We start from the raw sequence: 15,893 nt of genomic DNA, 5'->3' as shown, positions 1-15,893 counted from the left end.
CCTGTTAATTCAGTTTTGCTTTCGAAAAATCACTGCCCATTAAGCTCACGCTATAACCCGTGACATTACTGCGTGTAGCATAGAAGGTTTTACCGTTCGCCAGCGCAATCCACGGCGCCTGCTGATAGAAGACCTCTTGCGCCTGACCATAAAGCCCGGCGCGTTTTGCTGGATCGCTGGTCAGTTTAGCCTGCAGTACCGGGCCATCATACGCTTTATCGCACCAGCGTGCGGCATTCGAACCGCTTTTCACACTGGCGCAGCTTAACAGGGTGTCGGCAAAGTTATCCGGGTCGCCGTTATCCGACATCCAGCCAAACAGCGCGGTATCATGCTCACCGCGACGCATCCCGGCCAGATATTCGCCCCACTCATAAGAGACAATTTTCGCTTTCACGCCCACTTTTGCCCAGTCGCTCTGGATCATCTCCGCAATGCGACGTGAGTTCGGGTTGTACGGACGCTGTACCGGCATGGACCAGAGGGTCGTTTCAAAGCCCTTCTCCAGCCCGGCCTGTTTCAGCAGTGCTTTGGCTTTCTCCGGATCGTAGCCGTAATCTTTCAGATCTTTTTTGTAGCCCAGCATGTTCGGCGGCAACGGTGATTTCGCCACGGTACCCGACCCCAGGAAGACCGCATCGACAATCGCTTTTTTGTCAGTAGCGTAATTCAACGCCTGACGTACCAGGACATTATCAAACGGTTTTTTCTCGGTGTTAAACGCCAGATAGCCGACGTTCAGCGCATCAATAGTATGCAGGGTCAGATCTTTATTGCCTTTAATCTGCTCAAACTGAACCGGCGCAGGCGCCGGGATAATCTGACACTCGTTGGTTTGCAGTTTCGCCAGACGCGTCTGGACATCCGGGGTGATGGCAAAAATCAGGTGTTTTGTCGGCACCTCGCCGTCCCAGTAGTTGGGGTTTGCGAGATAGCGGATTTGCGCGTCGGTTTTGTATTGCTGTAAGACATACGGGCCCGTACCGATCGGCCAGTTATCGACATTCTCCGGCGTCCCTTTTTTCAGCATGGCGTCGGCGTATTCCGCCGAGAGGATGGAGGCGAAGTCCATACCCCAGTCCGCAAGAAACGCGGCGTTAGGCTCGCTCAAAACAAACTGAACGTGATAGTCATCAACCTTTTTGACATCCTGAATCAGTTTATCCAGCCCAACATCGCTGAAATATTCGTAATTTCCTTTCGAAACATTATGATAAGGATGGTTAGGGTCTTTCTGACGCATGACGGAGAAAATAACGTCATCCGCATTAAAATCGCGGGTCGGTTTAAAGTATTTATTGCTGTTAAATTTGACGCCCTGACGCAGCGTAAAGGTGTATGTTTTCCCGTCCGGCGAGATTGTCCAGGCGGTGGCCAGTGACGGAATCGGGGTGTTTTTCACCGGATCGAAGTTCACCAGGCGGTTATACAGCACCTGTGAACTGGCAACAAACGATGGGCCAGAGCTGGCGATTTGCGGGTTGAACGATTCCGGCGAGGCTTCGGAGCAATAGACAAGGGTGTCATTGTTTGCCGCCCACACGGCGCCTGCAGGTAACAGCGTGCTCAGCGCCAGCGCGAGCAGGGATTTCCTTGCGAACATAGATTCGGGCCTTATTTATTATTTGGAGTATTAATCTCAGCACAGCAAAAGTGAACTGGCAAATAACGAATCACTATCAGGTTATTCTAATCCAGTTGTTTTTGCTGAATTTTCCAGCAAAATTAAATTTATCATTCAACTTAAACGAACTTCTTGCCGTCAAGGTTTATGAGATGGTCTCAATGCGTCGAGAATTCAATGGTTTTGCGCTCTCTTCTGCCGTTTGTTTGTGATGACATTGCGTACAGTAGACGCGTGAAAAAGTCTATGGGATGAAAACGTGGCAAAAACACTCTTGCGCAGCGGCGATCTTGATGATTTTCAAGCCGTGGGCGGCGGCGGTCAGGCCGTATTTGATTCGGCGTTACAAATTCGTGAAGCCCTGCGTCTGCGTAAGCAGCAGGCGCTGGTTGACTGCCTTGCCATACCGCAGGTGAATGATGAAGGCGACCGCGTTGACTGGTACTCCCCTGTCGAAGGCCGCGCCCAGGCCTGGAAAGCCGCCGATGAAGATGCGCGCTTTCGTGCCTTACGTTACCTGGAAAGCACCCTGGACAGCGCCGCGACCCTCAGCCGCAAATGCATGCAGTCGCCAAAAACAGCGCAGCAACTGTTTGGTTCACTGCTGGAAAAAGCGTTGCAGTTTCCCGGTGAAAACCACGTTTTTCTTGTCGACGGTAAGCCGGTCATCACCTTCTGGGGCTTTGTTAATCTCAATGAGAGTGCCAGAGAAGATGTGCTGGAATGCCTGCGCAAAGAAGATATTCCGGAGCCGCTTGCCGTTATCGAACCAGAACCGGAACCTGCCGAAGAGCCTGTTGCCACGGTCACGATAAGCCACGCCGACGAACCGCTGCTCGCGCCTGTGCCGGGAATCAGCACAGCCGTAGCGAAAGACGAACCGGTAATGCAAATGGCCTCGCCGGTTGCTGAACCTGAACCCGCTCCCGAGCCGGAACCGACGCCAGCCCCTGTCGCGGTAAAACGTCGTCGCTACGGCCTGTGGTTTTTGCCGATTGCGGCCGCCGTGGCTGCGGCGGTAGCGGTGCCATTATGGCTAAATCAGCAACATGAAGCCCCCGCACCGAAAACCGTACAGTCTGCGCCTGTGGTGGCCAGCCCCGAACCTGCGCCGGTCGCCGTTGTGCGTCACATCCCAACGCTGAATGCAAATCTGCCGCTCCATCAGGCCGAGGTGATTGCGCCCAAAGTGGAAACACCTGAACCCGTGGTACATGAGAAAAAACCGCTGGTGATCACCGCTATCCCGAAAGATGCGCTGGTCATGGACGCGCTGGAAGTGAAAACGGGCTCAACCCGTTTCCTCAATGGTAACTGGCGCGTCGTGATGGACGTGAAAGACCAGGCCACCGGCAAAGATGTCACCATGCGTTTTCAGATCCAGAACAATAAAGGCACGGCGCGCGTTATTCAGGGCAATAATTTGAGCTGTCGCGCCGACCTGTACTCCGGCCTGCACGAAACCGGGGTTTTAATGATCAAGAGTCGCAGCACGGCACGTTGCACCGACGGTTCCCGCTACCCAATGCCGGAGATTTCCTGCAAAGCCGGAACCAATGATATCGCGGAATGCAGTGCGCGCTTTGAAGCGAATACCACGCCCGTTGCGGTGACCTTCAGAAAAACAGGTGCCTGATTTTATGCTGGTTAATCTTTGTGATTACAAACAGAGCGTCACTCTTATCGCCAACAGTGGCGTCCAGTTTCTCGATTTTGGCCTGACGCCACAGGAGTCGGCACAAAGCGGTCGCTTTGTACGTAAGACGGCGAACGGTCCACTGTTGCGCCTGGATTACGATCTGGTCAATGAACGCTATACCCTACCGGCGCACAATGGCGGCATGCCCGAGGTAGTCAAACCGGAAAGCACCCAGTCGCTGCACGCGTCGCTGGCGGTGCTCGATGGCGTGTGGCTGCCCATACCGTTCTTACGCTTCAACCCGCCGCGTACCTTTGTCGAAGGGCCAGAAAACTGGGCGCGTGTACAGATTCGTAAACTGAGTGAACCGGATGGCGCCGGGAATACCCACCGCGTAACCCTGGCCCTCGACAGCCAGATCAACGGCAACTCCCCGTCAGCGCTGGCACCGCAAGAGAACGATATTCTTAACGGCACACGCTTCGCGCTGGCCTGGCGTGATGACGAAGTGGCGGACTTTCTCGATCAGACCTGGGTAGATGGCTGGTTACGGGAAGCGTTTCTTCAGCACATCAATCAGGATGAACAACGCAGTGAGCGTGAAATTACCCAGGCGTTGCGCAGCTTTGAATATCAGGCGCACTGGCTGAACCTGCTTACCCTTCTGGGAACGCAGCTTCTGGTGCCTGAGGTGAAAATTGTCACCCATACGCTGAGCACCCCGGCTATCCCGGTGGATTTAATTCTCGATGTCGGCAACACCCACACCTGTGGCGTCATTATTGAAGATCATGGCGATGCCAACGATGGTCTGCGCCAGACCGCCGAGCTGCAGGTGCGCTCCTTAAGTGAGCCGCAATTCCTTAATGAACCCCTGTTCACCAGCCGCCTGGAGTTCTCCGAAGCGCGCTTTGGCAAACAGCATTTCTCGGTAGAAAGCGGGCGCGAAGACGCGTTTATCTGGCCTTCTATTGTGCGTGTCGGCGACGAGGCGCGCAAACTGGCGATGCAGCGTCTGGGAACCGAAGGCAACAGCGGAATTTCCAGCCCGCGCCGTTACCTTTGGGATGAAACCCCGGTATTGCAGGACTGGCGTTTTAGCCAGATGAACAGCAAAACACAGCGCGAACCTCTGGCAACCGCGTTTCCGCTGATGAACCTGATGAACGATGAAGGCCAGCCGCTGTATACCCTGCCCGTCGATGAGCGCCTGCCCGTCTTTTCGCCACAATACAGCCGCAGCACGTTGATGACACATATGCTGTGCGAGCTGCTGGCACAGGCGCTCGGGCAGATTAACAGCGTCGCCACCCGTTTGCGTCTGGGCTTTCCCGCCTCGCCGCGTCAGTTGCGTACCATTATTCTGACCCTGCCGTCGGCGATGCCAAAGCAGGAACGTGAAATTTTCCGCCGCCGGATGTTCGAAGCTATTGCGCTGGTCTGGAAAGCCATGGGCTGGCATCCGCAGGATGATGACTTTGCGCATCGCAAGCAGCAGGAAAAAAGCGTGGTGCCGGTTCCGCATATCCAGATGGAGTGGGACGAAGCCAGTTGCGGTCAACTCGTCTGGCTGTATAACGAGGCGATTTCCCGCTACGCCGGGCAAACCGAAACTTTTTTTGCCTCCCTCGCCCGTCCCGATCGGGCCGAAGCCCCAGGCGCGCGGCCGGGACGCTCCCTGCGCGTTGCCTCGGTGGATATTGGCGGCGGCACAACCGATATGGCGATCACCCATTATCAGCTTGATGATGGTACCGGCAGCAACGTTAAAATCACCCCGCAATTGCTGTTCCGTGAAGGGTTTAAAGTGGCGGGTGACGATGTGCTGCTGGATGTGATTCAGCGCTGCGTGCTGCCTGCGATGCAAACCCAATTGCAAAAAGCCGGGATTACGGATGCCGCCTCGTTGCTGGCAACCCTGTTTGGCGACTCCGGGCGGATTGATACGCAGGCGGTGTTGCGCCAACAAACCACCCTGCAACTGTTTATGCCCATTGGCCATGCCATTCTGGCGGCGTGGGAAGAGAGTGACGTCAACGATCCGCTTGCCGGGCTGTATGCCACATTCGGCGAACTGTTGAGCCAGTTGCCAACGCGCAACGTGATGAACTACCTGAAACAGGCGATCGACCACGCGCTCCCTGCCGGCTCGCCGGAATTTGATGTGCTGAGCGTACCGATACAGGTCAACTTCCGCGAATTACAGGACGCGATGCTAGCCGGGCAATTTACTCTTGCCTCGCCGCTGCACGCGGTCTGCGAAGCCATCAGCCACTACTGTTGTGATGTCCTGTTGATTACCGGACGTCCTGGCTGTCTGCCGGGTGTGCAGGCGTTGATTCGCCATTTGCAGCCGGTGCCGGTTAACCGCATGATCTGGCTTGATAAGTACCGCGTACATGAGTGGTATCCGTTTAGCCAGCAAGGCAAAATCGGCAACCCGAAATCGACCGCGGCGGTAGGGGCAATGCTGTGTAGCCTGGCGCTGGATCTGCGCCTGCCGCGCTTTAACTTTAAAGCCGCTGACATCGGCGCCTACTCGACCGTGCGCTATCTCGGCGTGCTGGATAACGTGGTCAACACCCTGCGCGATGAGAATATCTGGTATCACGATATCGATCTGGATAAACCGGGCGCGAAACTGGATGCCCGTCTGCATTTCCCGCTGCGTGGTAATGTCACGCTCGGTTTTCGTCAACTGGCAAACGCCCGCTGGCCTGCCACCCCGCTCTACACGCTGAGCATTAACTCTTCTGAACTGGCGAAGACCATCGCGGGCGACGGGGTGTTGAATGTGCGACTGCAGTTTAGCGGCGGCAACAAACACCAGGGGCCGGAATCGTTTATTCTGAGCGAAGCCTGGCTGCAGGATGGTACGCCGGTTCCCGCCGATGCGTTAACCTTCAAATTGAATACGCTGGCCGATCGCCGCCACAGTGGCAGCCATTACTGGATCGACAGCGGGAGTGTGTATCTGAAATGAGTGCAAGTATGAGCACGACCCAGGCGATCAGGGTATGGATCAATGAAAACCGTCAGATTTCACCATTGCTGGATGATGACGCGGACGCGCTTCTGGCGCGCTTAACGGCGCTAACGGCACAGGAAACCGCGCTGGAAAGCGCCGCGAAAATGCCCTGCACCGTTGGTCTGTACGGGCACGCTCAGGCAGCCAAAGCCCATTTACTTGCCGCGCTGTGCGACAGCGGCAACGGACGTTTACATGTCTTGCTGGGCGAGAAGACGCTGGATTATTTCAGCCATCTCAACCCCGGCCATATGTTGACCAGTATGGCGCTGCGTTTCAGCCGCGAAAATCCGCGTGTTGATGATAATTTTCCCCTGCGCTTACGTCTGATTAGCGAAGCGGAGCTGGTGCAGGTGTTTATCGCGCACGCGCAGGCCATGCCGGAAGTGCGTGTTGTCGACAAGACGGTTATTGAAAGCCGTCTGGCAAAATGGCGCGCACTGCGCCAGCCAAACCCGGTTCCAGGCATGAGCGCGGAAGATGTCGGGGGAATTGCCCGTTTCTGGCGCTCGGTGGTGCCGTCATCACAACAGCATATGGACGACGCGCTGTGGTATCAGTTCGCCTGCCTTCTGCCATCGCTGGACCTGAGCGCTCGCGCCAGTGCCTGGGCACTGCTGTGGGGTGAGCAGCAGGAGTTAACACAACAGTGGCTATCGCTGGCGCATACGCTGCACCAGACCGGAAACGCCCGGGAACTGGCGGCGCCGTTGAGCCTGTTAGTCGATAACTTCGCCCTGCCGACCGAAGGTTTTCTCACCCCAACGGAACAGGACAATGAAGCGATTGCCGGTGAGGTGGTGGTGCATCCATGGTCGGACGATCAATTACAGAATGCGGTCAGTATTCCTGTTTCGACGCTGGCGCTATTAACCAAAGAGCTGGTGCTTCCGGTCGAAAACAGCGAACTGAACGGTGTGGATATTCTGGATATCCCCACCCCGGCGCCGCAGGAGGGACATCCGCTGTGGAACAGTAAATGCCGCTGGCTGCTGGAGAGCTATCGTCAGCAATTACAGCCGGATGTCTTACTGATTTGCAATGCCACAGCGCATCGCTCAACCACGACGGCAACGGCGAAAGCGTTACTGAACTGGGTGAAGGAGACGCAATCGGGTCACGAGACCGCACTCCCTGGCCTGGTCTGGACCATCACCCCGCACGATGCCCGTTTTACCAGCGGGCAGAATCTTGATGAAGTGGTGCAACAACTGGTCGGGAAACCGGGCCAGCACTGGGGTACGCTGCAGGCGCTGGATGCCAGCAGTTTACAACGGGTTCTTGAGTGGCTCGCCCAGGCAACCGCCCCGGCGTTGCGTCAGCATCGCTTCAAATCCCTGCGTGAACGTCATCAACTGGCGCTGCGCGATCTGATGCAGGCCTGGCTTATCGCCCCCGCAAAAGAGAATGCCGCTCAGCGTACCCGCGCAGAAGCGGTCGTGCGTGAGTTGCAGACCCATGCGGCGCGTCATGGCGAATTGCTGGAAGGCCTGCTGCCGGATATGCAGCAATTTGACTCTCTGTGGAAGGTTCAGCAACCGCGCGAAGAACAGGTCAGCGGCTTGTTTAACGATGCCATCGACCTGTTTGGCGAGGCGGCAGAGAGCAGCGAACAGCCTCAAGTGGCGCGTGATGCGGGCCAACAGGCGCACGCGATGTGGATCAACCACTTGCGTCAGTGGAGTCGTAATGATGAGAACGCCGCCCGGCTTGGCCTCTCGTCCACCACGGTGCGGCAGATGGCGGAAATCATCATCATCAGTAGCTACCGACTGAATATGCCGGAGCAGTTGCAGAAGATTATGCAGCGCGATACCGCTTCTGCGGCGCAGTTGTACGCCGCTATTGGTAATTTTGTCGCCTGGCTGGGTTATGCCGATGTACCGGAAGCGCAGCGCCCTGCCAGCCGCGTGCAGAAAGGCAGCGCTGTGTTCGCCTCCGCGAATTCTGGCTCGACGGAACGGTTAACGCGTTTAGGCGAACAACCTGTTCACGCTGCAACGCGCTATGTTTACGACTGGCTGGTCGCTCTCTATACCCGGTCAGTGGAAAACATGGGTTATAGCCATCCGCATGATATTTCTCCCACCGCGCGCAAGAAACTCAAAACGCTGCTGCCATAAAAAAGACCCGGCCACCATAACCGGTGGGTCGGGCCTTATCGCTTTACACGCGCTCAGTATGCTAGAAAAATGAGAACACCAGGGCAACCGGGAAGCTGATCGGCCATGTTGCGCCGACTAAGCACGCGCTGAGCGTTTTGATCCGGCGAGTCTCTTTGGATAAAAACCAGGTCGCTACGCCCGTCAGTAATGCCATCACGGCATAAAACATTAACATCTTAATGAACAAGTCCATCGTCCGCCTCCTTTCCATGGAAAACATACGCAGACTATGTTGCACATTTTTTAAGGTTATTTTTGTCTAACCGGTCACGCCTTGCGTCACTATTTAACAAAAGATCAAAACAGTGAGACCAGTAAGGCCACCGGAAAGCTCATCGGCCACGTCGAGCCCACCAGAAACGCGCTCAGAAAACGGATCCGTTTACGGTCGCTGGATAAAAACCAGGTAATGATTGCGCAAAGCAGCGCCATAATTGCGTAAAAAACCAGCATTTTTTGATAAAGCGACATAGCCACACTAACCCTGTGATAACAAAACGGGCGCAATATGCCGCTTTTATTGACATTTATCAAGTTTTTTCACTAATCGTGCGCTTTATCACGAGGGGGAAATTGACGTGATCCTGATTTATCGGACTGGCAACGCGCGACCGTCGCTTCTTGTTACTGCACTCTACCCGTATGCGTAATGCCCGCGTTGCGAAGCCGGGCCATCACTGAATGCAAATCAGCCCGCTTCAACACTATTGTCTGGCGCTTTTCATTGCATCCTGCTTGCCGGGATTGCATTGCTCTTTTGTACCCGGAAGATAAAATTTTCCCGACCGATCTGGATCTGTGCCACCCGGACAACCCGCGCGGCCCGCAGCGCTGACGCCAGCCGCACCATCCGATCCGTTGCCGCCATCAGAACCGTTTCCCCCGTCCCCCCCATTCCCACCATCAGCAGCGGTTGCGGCAAATGCGCAAAACAGGAAAAAAAAGACGAAAGCACCCCTGACCATGAAAACCTCCCTTGTTTAACCCTAAAACATACACTGTGGCATCTCAGTCTGCCTTCAGAGGACATGACAGGCTGACTCTGGTAATTCAACGAAAGAAAAATGCGTTTAAGAATGCGTTTGAAGTTCTCTGGTGGTGGTGGTCGACCCGGCGCCGGAGGCCTTACGTCTCGCCTGAAGGGAATCGAGAGCGGCGTGAATCATTTCAGTCGCCCTCATTTTTGCATGAGCCACAATTTTTTCGTCTGCAATGCTGGCGTTGCAATGGGGACAATAGGTCACTCCCCTCGCCTTATCTTTGACGATGGCTGCCAAATCTTCGATAATCACGGCTTTTCCGCATTTATCGCATGCAAATTCGAACATTTTAACGTCCTGAATATCTCACTGGCGCCACTATATAACAGCGAGAGTAAACAGCATTAAAACGTGCTGAACATCAGGATGGCGGGCTTAAGCGCTCGGCCACAAAAACTGACACTACTGCATGAGCCATCTATTGTTTATGTTCTTCACGCCAGTCTTTGATCATCTGCGGTGTCACCTCACTGGCATAGCAGACAGGATCATAGCCACCCGGTTTGCTCCATGCGCTACGTTTACCGCAGCTACTGCCATTTCTGGCCTGATTAAACGGGCAGGCACATGGCCCCGGGTAAGCTGCGATGGATTCCTCGATCACCTTTTGTTTAACCTGTGCGTCACTCAATATCTTTGTTTTAGCCAGACTGTTTTCAATGCTCAGCACACTGGTTACAGCCAGCACGATCAACACCCACGGTGTGATTCTCATTGAGGCGTCTCATTAAGGAGGAGATGAGCTTTCAATGTAGGACGCTACCCCCACGACAATATTGATCGCAAGCAACATCCGGTTGTTTTCTCAGACCACTCAGTCTGTGAGGTATCTATTTTTCTTTTTTAATTTACGTTAAGTTTTTTATAAATCATAAGATTAAGCCTGGCGCGAAATTGACATAAAAAAAGAGAACGGGATGCCTTCGTTTTTGTCATAAATTCACCGGATGCTTGCTTTGGCGGATGGCTGATTTCTCTGGTATTGTCTCAATGCCGTAACTAATTCTTACAGGGTAACAGTAATGCAAAAGTTTGACGATCTATGGCAAGCCATCGAGACCAGAGTGTGTGAAAACAATGACATAACGCACGAGGAACTGACGAACGAAACGACGGCCAGGGGATCTGCTGCGAAGCAACGCGTCGCACATATTTTTACTCTGGAAGTCCTGCTGTCTCGTCATCGGGAGAAGTATGCCAGCCCTTATGTGGCACTGGCCGGGGAAGAAGCTCTGTGGCATCTTATTTTCAAGCGTACTGGCTGGAAACCCTTTGAAATTAAACAGCTCTCCTTTAGCGACGCAATGTTTGTGATCGCTGAGCTTTTTCGTGATGAGAATTTGCCAGCGGATGTCCGGGGAATGTTACGCGCCAATGGGTTACGCGATCAGTCTTATTCTATATATGATTTCTCAGAAAAAGACTGGGCTCCACGGGATAATGAAAACATCCTGAAACGCTAGCCTGCGAATCATTAGAATATTAAGGGCCGCTGCGCCCTTTTTTATTTTCATGTGTTTAATATGCAATACGCTTTACGCCGTGCATCCCTGCCGTCGCATCACGAATCATGCTCTATTTCACATAGTCTGCTAAGTTTATTTAAAATGTTTATGAAAGGCGATTACCCGTCAATGGCACAATTAACTGGCATGGTTTTCAGGCGTTTAAAAAATACTGCCCGGTCATTGCACTAGTTAACGCAGGTTCATAGCGGGCAAAATGAAGCTCCTCACCTTCACAGAAATAAGTTTCTATAGGCAACGTCAGATCTGACGCGCCTTCTGCTGTCTGGTTTACAGACCAGGTTACGGTGGTGTCGCTATCATTAACCGTCAAATACTCAGGGATACCACCAGGCAGCAGTACCACAACGACTTTACTCATTTTGTTTCCCCCAGAGACTAAAAAAGCAACATTATCAATGGCGGGATGTGATGATAATTTGTCGCACTAATTAAATTAATGTGACAATCCCAGCCGTGATATGCAGTATTACATTTGTAGGTTTTATTTTAATGTTGGTCACACTACGCGGGTAAGGCGCGTTAAGCATTGTCAGGAATATACCATCTTTACGTTTTTTGACACACAAGAAATTATAAAGCGTGAGAGTTACCTCAATTATTCTGTACCTGTGAATTAACAGCTACAGAAACGGTAACTCCCACGCTCACGCTAAGCCGGGTTAAAAGCTCAGTGCTTGATCATCACGTGGCGAACCACGGTGTAATCTTCCAGCCCATACATCGACATGTCTTTGCCGTACCCCGAAAGTTTTTGTCCACCGTGAGGCATTTCACTGACCAGCATAAAGTGGGTATTGACCCAGGTGCAGCCATATTGCAGACGCGCACTGAGGCGGTGCGCGCGGCCAACATCTTTGGTCCACACGGACGATGCCAGGCCATATTGCGAATCATTGGCCCAGTCCAGCACCTGTTCTTCATCATCAAATACCGTCACGCTGACGACCGGCCCAAAGACTTCGCGTTGCACTATCGCATCGTCTTGCTTTGCCCCGGCCAGCAATGTGGGCTGGAAGTAGAACCCCGCCCCCTCACGCTTGCTGCCGCCGGTCACCACCCGGATATGACTTAATGCTTTGGCCTCGTCCACCGCTTTGCTGACGCGCGCTAAATGGGCTTCGGAACTCAGCGGGCCCAGCTCGGTGGTTTCATCATCCGGCGGCCCCATTTTCAGACTCGCCACCGCGGCACCCAGTTTTTCAACCAGCGCATCGTAAACCCCTTTTTGGGCATAAATGCGACAAGCGGCGGTACAGTCCTGCCCGGCATTGTAGAAACCAAAGGTACGAACGCCTTCGACAACCGCATCCAGATCGGCGTCATCAAACACAATAACCGGCGCTTTGCCGCCCAGCTCCATATGGGTGCGTTTAATCGAAGAGGCGGTATGACCGATAATGTGCTCACCGGTGGCAATCGAGCCAGTCAGCGAGACCATGCGCACTTTTTCGTGCCCGGTCAGCGGATCGCCAACCGTTTTCCCCCGACCGAACAGCACATTCAGTACTCCCGGCGGGAAAATATCCTGCGCCAGCTCGCCAAGTTTGAGCGCCGTCAGCGGCGTGATTTCTGACGGCTTAATGACCACACAGTTACCTGCCGCGAGCGCAGGCCCCAGCTTCCAGGCCGCCATCATCAGCGGGTAGTTCCACGGGGCGATAGAGGCCACAACGCCAACCGGATCGCGGCGAATCATTGAGGTATGCCCTTCCAGATACTCCCCGGCGGCCAGTCCGTTCAGGCAACGCGCGGCGCCTGCGAAGAAACGAAAGACATCCGCGACCGCCGGAATTTCATCGCTGAGCACACAATGCAACGGTTTGCCGCAGTTCAGTGACTCAAGCATTGCAAAGGTTTCGGCATTGTCTTCAATCACCTGCGCCAGTTGCAGCAGGCACTCGGCGCGCGCTTTTGGCGTGGTCTGTCCCCATGTTTTGAAGGCCTCATCGGCCGCCTTCACCGCCGCGTCTACCTGCGCAGGCGAGGCTTCGGCAATCTCCAGCAACACCTCGCCGGTGGCCGGGTTAAACACGGCCTGTTTCTCGCCTTCGCCGTCGACCAGTGCTCCATTGATAAATAATTGATGTTGCATAGCGCTATCCTTTCAGAGTTGTCAGTTATTTGCCGCTTCCGGCTACGGTTTCGCCGTCACGGGTCAGCCACCAGGCGCCCAAAATCGGGATGGTCGTTACCAGCATCACCAGCAGCGCTACCACATTGGTTACCGGGACATCACGCGGGCGCCCCAGTTGATTTAACAACCAGAGCGGCAAGGTACGTTCATGCCCTGCGGTAAAGGTCGTGACGATGATTTCGTCAAACGACAAGGCAAACGCCAGCATTCCCCCGGCCAGCAGCGCCGAACCGAGATTGGGCAACACCACATAACGAAACGTCTGCCATGAGGTGGCGCCTAAATCCATTGAGGCTTCAACCAGACTCCACGACGTGCGACGAAATCGGGCTATCACGTTGTTGAAAACCACCACCACGCAAAACGTGGCATGACCAACAACGATGGTGAAAAAACCGGGTTCCAGATCCACCGTTTTAAATGCCGTTAACAGCGCCAGCCCGGTAATAATGCCGGGCAAGGCGATCGGCAGCAGCAGCAACAGTGAGATGGCGTTCCGGCCAAAAAACTCACTGCGCCAGAGAGCCATTGCAGCAAGCGTGCCAAGGATTAAGGCAATAAGGGTCGCCAGCGCCGCAATTTGCAGTGACAGTGTCACGGCATCCAGGATATCGCCCCGCGCCGCCGCCACGCTAAACCAGCGCAGCGTAAAGCCCTGCGGGGGAAAGCTAAACGCGGCATCCTCGGTATTAAAAGCATAGATGGCGATTATCAATAACGGGAAATGGAGAAAGATAACCCCACCCCAGGCGGCAATTTTGAGAAATAACGGTGCGCGGTCAGAGTGCATCGAACGCTCCCAAACGTTTCACGAACGCCAGATAAAGGGCAATCAATACAATGGGGACCAGCGTAAAGGCTGCCGCCATTGGCATGTTGCCGACTGCCCCTTGTTGCGAATAGACCATGTTGCCGATAAAGAACCCCGGCGGCCCCACCAGTTGCGGCACAATGAAATCACCCAGCGTCAGGGAGAAGGTAAAGATAGAGCCAGCGGCTACACCCGGAATTGCCAGCGGCAAAACCACATGGCGAAAGGTCTGCCGGGGATGGGCGCCAAGATCCGCTGACGCCTGCAATAACGACGGCGGCAACCGTTCGAGCGCCGCCTGAATCGGCAGAATCATAAACGGTAGCCAGATGTAGACGAAGACCAGAAAACGCCCCAGACCGGAGGTCGACAACGTATTGCCGCCGATGCCAGGCAGCGTCAGCAGCGCGCCGAGTACAGGTTCCAGCCCCATATGGCCGAGAAACCATTGGGCAACACCGTCTTTCGCCAGTAGCAGCGTCCAGGCGTAAGCTTTGACGATATAGCTCGCCCACATGGGCAGCATCACCGCAATATAGAAAAAGGCTTTCCATTTTCCGCTGGTGTATTTCGCCATATACCATGCCATCGGGAAGGCCAGAATAGCGCTTGCCAGCGTCACGGCGACCGCCATGGTGAAGGTACGTAAGATGATGTCGTAATTGGCGGGATTGAACAGCGCCTGCAGGTTCGCCAGGGTGAAATCCGGCGTTACCGACATGGTGAAATCATCAAAGGTGTAGAAACCTTGCCATAGCAGCGTCAGCAACGACCCCAGATACACAATGCCGAACCACATCAGTGGCCCCAGCAACAACAGGAACAACCCCAGCGCCGGTTTGCGCCAGAACAGGCCACTCAGGCGGCTTCCCGGTTTACGCTGGGGTGAACGGGAAAGGCTCATCTCCATCACCCCGCTCCCTGTAACGGCACCATCGCCTCTCGCGACCACGACGCCAGCACCGTTTGCCCCGGTGCTAAGGTGTCAGGCAACAGCGCATCGGACATGTTCGCCTGGCTGACCAGCAGTTTTTCGCCGTCGGTAAGTTTCAGTTCGAAACGGGTAGACGCCCCCTGATACTGTACCGCTTGTACCACCCCCCGGACCTGAATTTCCCCCGGCTGATTAAGGCGAATATGCTCGGGTCGCAGAGAGTAAACGCCGTTCATCGCGCACAACGCGCCCGCGCGCCTGTCGTCAAAAACATTAGACGTGCCGACAAAACCCGCCACAAAAGGCGTGCGTGGGCGCAGATAGAGTTCACGCGGCGTATCAATCTGCTCAATCTTGCCATTGTTGAACACCGCCACCCGGTCGGACATCGACAGCGCTTCACCCTGGTCATGGGTGACGAAAATAAACGTGATCCCCAGATCCTGCTGGAGCTTTTTCAGCTCAAATTGCATCTGCTCGCGTAATTTTAAATCCAGTGCCCCCAGCGGTTCATCAAGGAGTAAAACGCGAGGCTGATTAACCAGTGCCCGGGCGATAGCCACACGCTGGCGCTGGCCGCCGGAAAGTTGCGATGGCTTACGGGCGTGAACAAAATCCAGCGCCACCTTTTCCAGCGCCTGGCGCGCGCTGGCATGGCGTGTTTTCTTGTCCACCCCTTTGACCATCAGGCCGTACGCCACGTTATCGAGGATCGACATATGGGGGAATAACGCGTAATCCTGGAAAACGGTATTGACGTCGCGCTCCCAGGGGGGCAGTTCGCTGGCCTCACGGCCAAAAATACGAATAGCGCCGCCGCTAAGTTGCTCAAAACCGGCGATAAGACGCAGGCAGGTGGTTTTGCCGGAGCCAGATGGCCCCAGCATGGAGAAGAACTCCCCGTCATTTACCGCCAGACTGACACCATCGACGGCGCGAACATCACCATACAGCCGCGAGACATCTTCAAATTCAACAGCATAGGTCAT

15 protein-coding genes are annotated in these 15,893 nt (G+C 54.6%); 4 read left to right on the top strand and 11 right to left on the bottom strand.

Annotated elements, in window-relative coordinates:
- Nucleotides 1-4: 4 nt before the first annotated feature.
- Nucleotides 5-1,603: an ABC transporter substrate-binding protein gene (locus IP582_RS12325; RefSeq protein WP_079497473.1), complete on the bottom strand. Its 1,599-nt coding sequence runs from the start codon at nt 1,601-1,603 to the stop codon at nt 5-7.
- A 280-nt stretch (nt 1,604-1,883) separates the two neighbouring features.
- Here IP582_RS12325 and IP582_RS12320 point away from each other — a divergent pair, with 280 nt between their 5' ends.
- The 3 genes from IP582_RS12320 to IP582_RS12310 are packed head-to-tail and all read left to right on the top strand — an operon-like array spanning nt 1,884 to nt 8,414.
- Nucleotides 1,884-3,260 (top strand): SrfA family protein, encoded by a 1,377-nt coding sequence (locus IP582_RS12320; RefSeq protein WP_193796125.1) that lies wholly within the window; start codon nt 1,884-1,886, stop codon nt 3,258-3,260.
- A gap of 4 nt (nt 3,261-3,264) precedes the next feature.
- A complete protein-coding gene (locus tag IP582_RS12315) occupies nt 3,265-6,246 on the top strand; it encodes a virulence factor SrfB (RefSeq protein WP_193796124.1) in 2,982 nt (993 codons plus the stop codon).
- Complete coding sequence (locus IP582_RS12310) at nt 6,243-8,414, top strand: virulence factor SrfC family protein (protein WP_193796123.1); 2,172 nt, start codon at nt 6,243-6,245, stop codon at nt 8,412-8,414. The genes IP582_RS12315 and IP582_RS12310 overlap by 4 nt, the downstream gene beginning before the upstream one ends.
- Before the next feature lie 61 nt (nt 8,415-8,475).
- Here IP582_RS12310 and IP582_RS12305 read toward each other — a convergent pair whose 3' ends face one another.
- The 5 genes from IP582_RS12305 to IP582_RS12285 all read right to left on the bottom strand — a co-directional run bounded on the left by IP582_RS12305 (nt 8,476) and on the right by IP582_RS12285 (nt 10,211).
- Entirely contained in the window at nt 8,476-8,649 is a 174-nt protein-coding gene (locus IP582_RS12305; protein WP_064572402.1) for a GhoT/OrtT family toxin, read from the bottom strand.
- Between the two features lie 104 nt (nt 8,650-8,753).
- Complete coding sequence (locus IP582_RS12300) at nt 8,754-8,927, bottom strand: GhoT/OrtT family toxin (protein ID WP_064572403.1); 174 nt, start codon at nt 8,925-8,927, stop codon at nt 8,754-8,756.
- Between the two features lie 250 nt (nt 8,928-9,177).
- Nucleotides 9,178-9,411: a hypothetical protein gene (locus tag IP582_RS12295; protein ID WP_193796122.1), complete on the bottom strand. Its 234-nt coding sequence runs from the start codon at nt 9,409-9,411 to the stop codon at nt 9,178-9,180.
- 115 nt (nt 9,412-9,526) lie between these two features.
- Complete coding sequence (locus IP582_RS12290; protein WP_193796121.1) at nt 9,527-9,784, bottom strand: hypothetical protein; 258 nt, start codon at nt 9,782-9,784, stop codon at nt 9,527-9,529.
- 130 nt (nt 9,785-9,914) lie between these two features.
- A complete protein-coding gene (locus tag IP582_RS12285; RefSeq protein ID WP_193796120.1) occupies nt 9,915-10,211 on the bottom strand; it encodes a hypothetical protein in 297 nt (98 codons plus the stop codon).
- 307 nt (nt 10,212-10,518) lie between these two features.
- On the opposite strand from IP582_RS12285, the gene IP582_RS12280 reads away from it, so the two are divergent.
- Nucleotides 10,519-10,959 carry a hypothetical protein gene (locus tag IP582_RS12280; RefSeq protein ID WP_039079099.1) on the top strand — a complete coding sequence of 147 codons (441 nt, stop codon included), beginning with the start codon at nt 10,519-10,521 and terminating at the stop codon, nt 10,957-10,959.
- Nucleotides 10,960-11,155: 196 nt separating this feature from the next.
- On the opposite strand, the gene IP582_RS12275 is transcribed toward IP582_RS12280, so the two are convergent.
- The 5 genes from IP582_RS12275 to IP582_RS12255 form a co-directional block, all read right to left on the bottom strand.
- The gene (locus IP582_RS12275; RefSeq protein ID WP_193796119.1) at nt 11,156-11,383 is read right to left on the bottom strand and encodes a hypothetical protein; all 228 of its coding nucleotides are present in this window, start codon (nt 11,381-11,383) and stop codon (nt 11,156-11,158) included.
- 309 nt (nt 11,384-11,692) lie between these two features.
- Nucleotides 11,693-13,117 carry an aminobutyraldehyde dehydrogenase gene (gene patD / locus IP582_RS12270; RefSeq protein ID WP_071194138.1) on the bottom strand — a complete coding sequence of 475 codons (1,425 nt, stop codon included), beginning with the start codon at nt 13,115-13,117 and terminating at the stop codon, nt 11,693-11,695.
- Between the two features lie 25 nt (nt 13,118-13,142).
- Nucleotides 13,143-13,949, bottom strand: a complete 807-nt coding sequence (locus IP582_RS12265; protein ID WP_039079101.1) for an ABC transporter permease — start codon at nt 13,947-13,949, stop codon at nt 13,143-13,145.
- On the bottom strand, nt 13,939-14,880 hold the full coding sequence (locus IP582_RS12260; RefSeq protein WP_039079102.1) for an ABC transporter permease: 942 nt from the start codon (nt 14,878-14,880) through the stop codon (nt 13,939-13,941). Before IP582_RS12260 ends, IP582_RS12265 begins: the two co-directional genes overlap by 11 nt.
- A complete protein-coding gene (locus tag IP582_RS12255) occupies nt 14,880-15,893 on the bottom strand; it encodes an ABC transporter ATP-binding protein (RefSeq protein ID WP_193796118.1) in 1,014 nt (337 codons plus the stop codon). Before IP582_RS12255 ends, IP582_RS12260 begins: the two co-directional genes overlap by 1 nt.

Origin of the sequence: Citrobacter sp. BDA59-3 (assembly GCF_015167655.1) — a bacterium.
Classification (GTDB): domain Bacteria; phylum Pseudomonadota; class Gammaproteobacteria; order Enterobacterales; family Enterobacteriaceae; genus Phytobacter; species Phytobacter diazotrophicus.
Note: the sequence above shows the minus strand (reverse complement) of the source record. Positions and strands in the feature narration are given on the sequence as shown.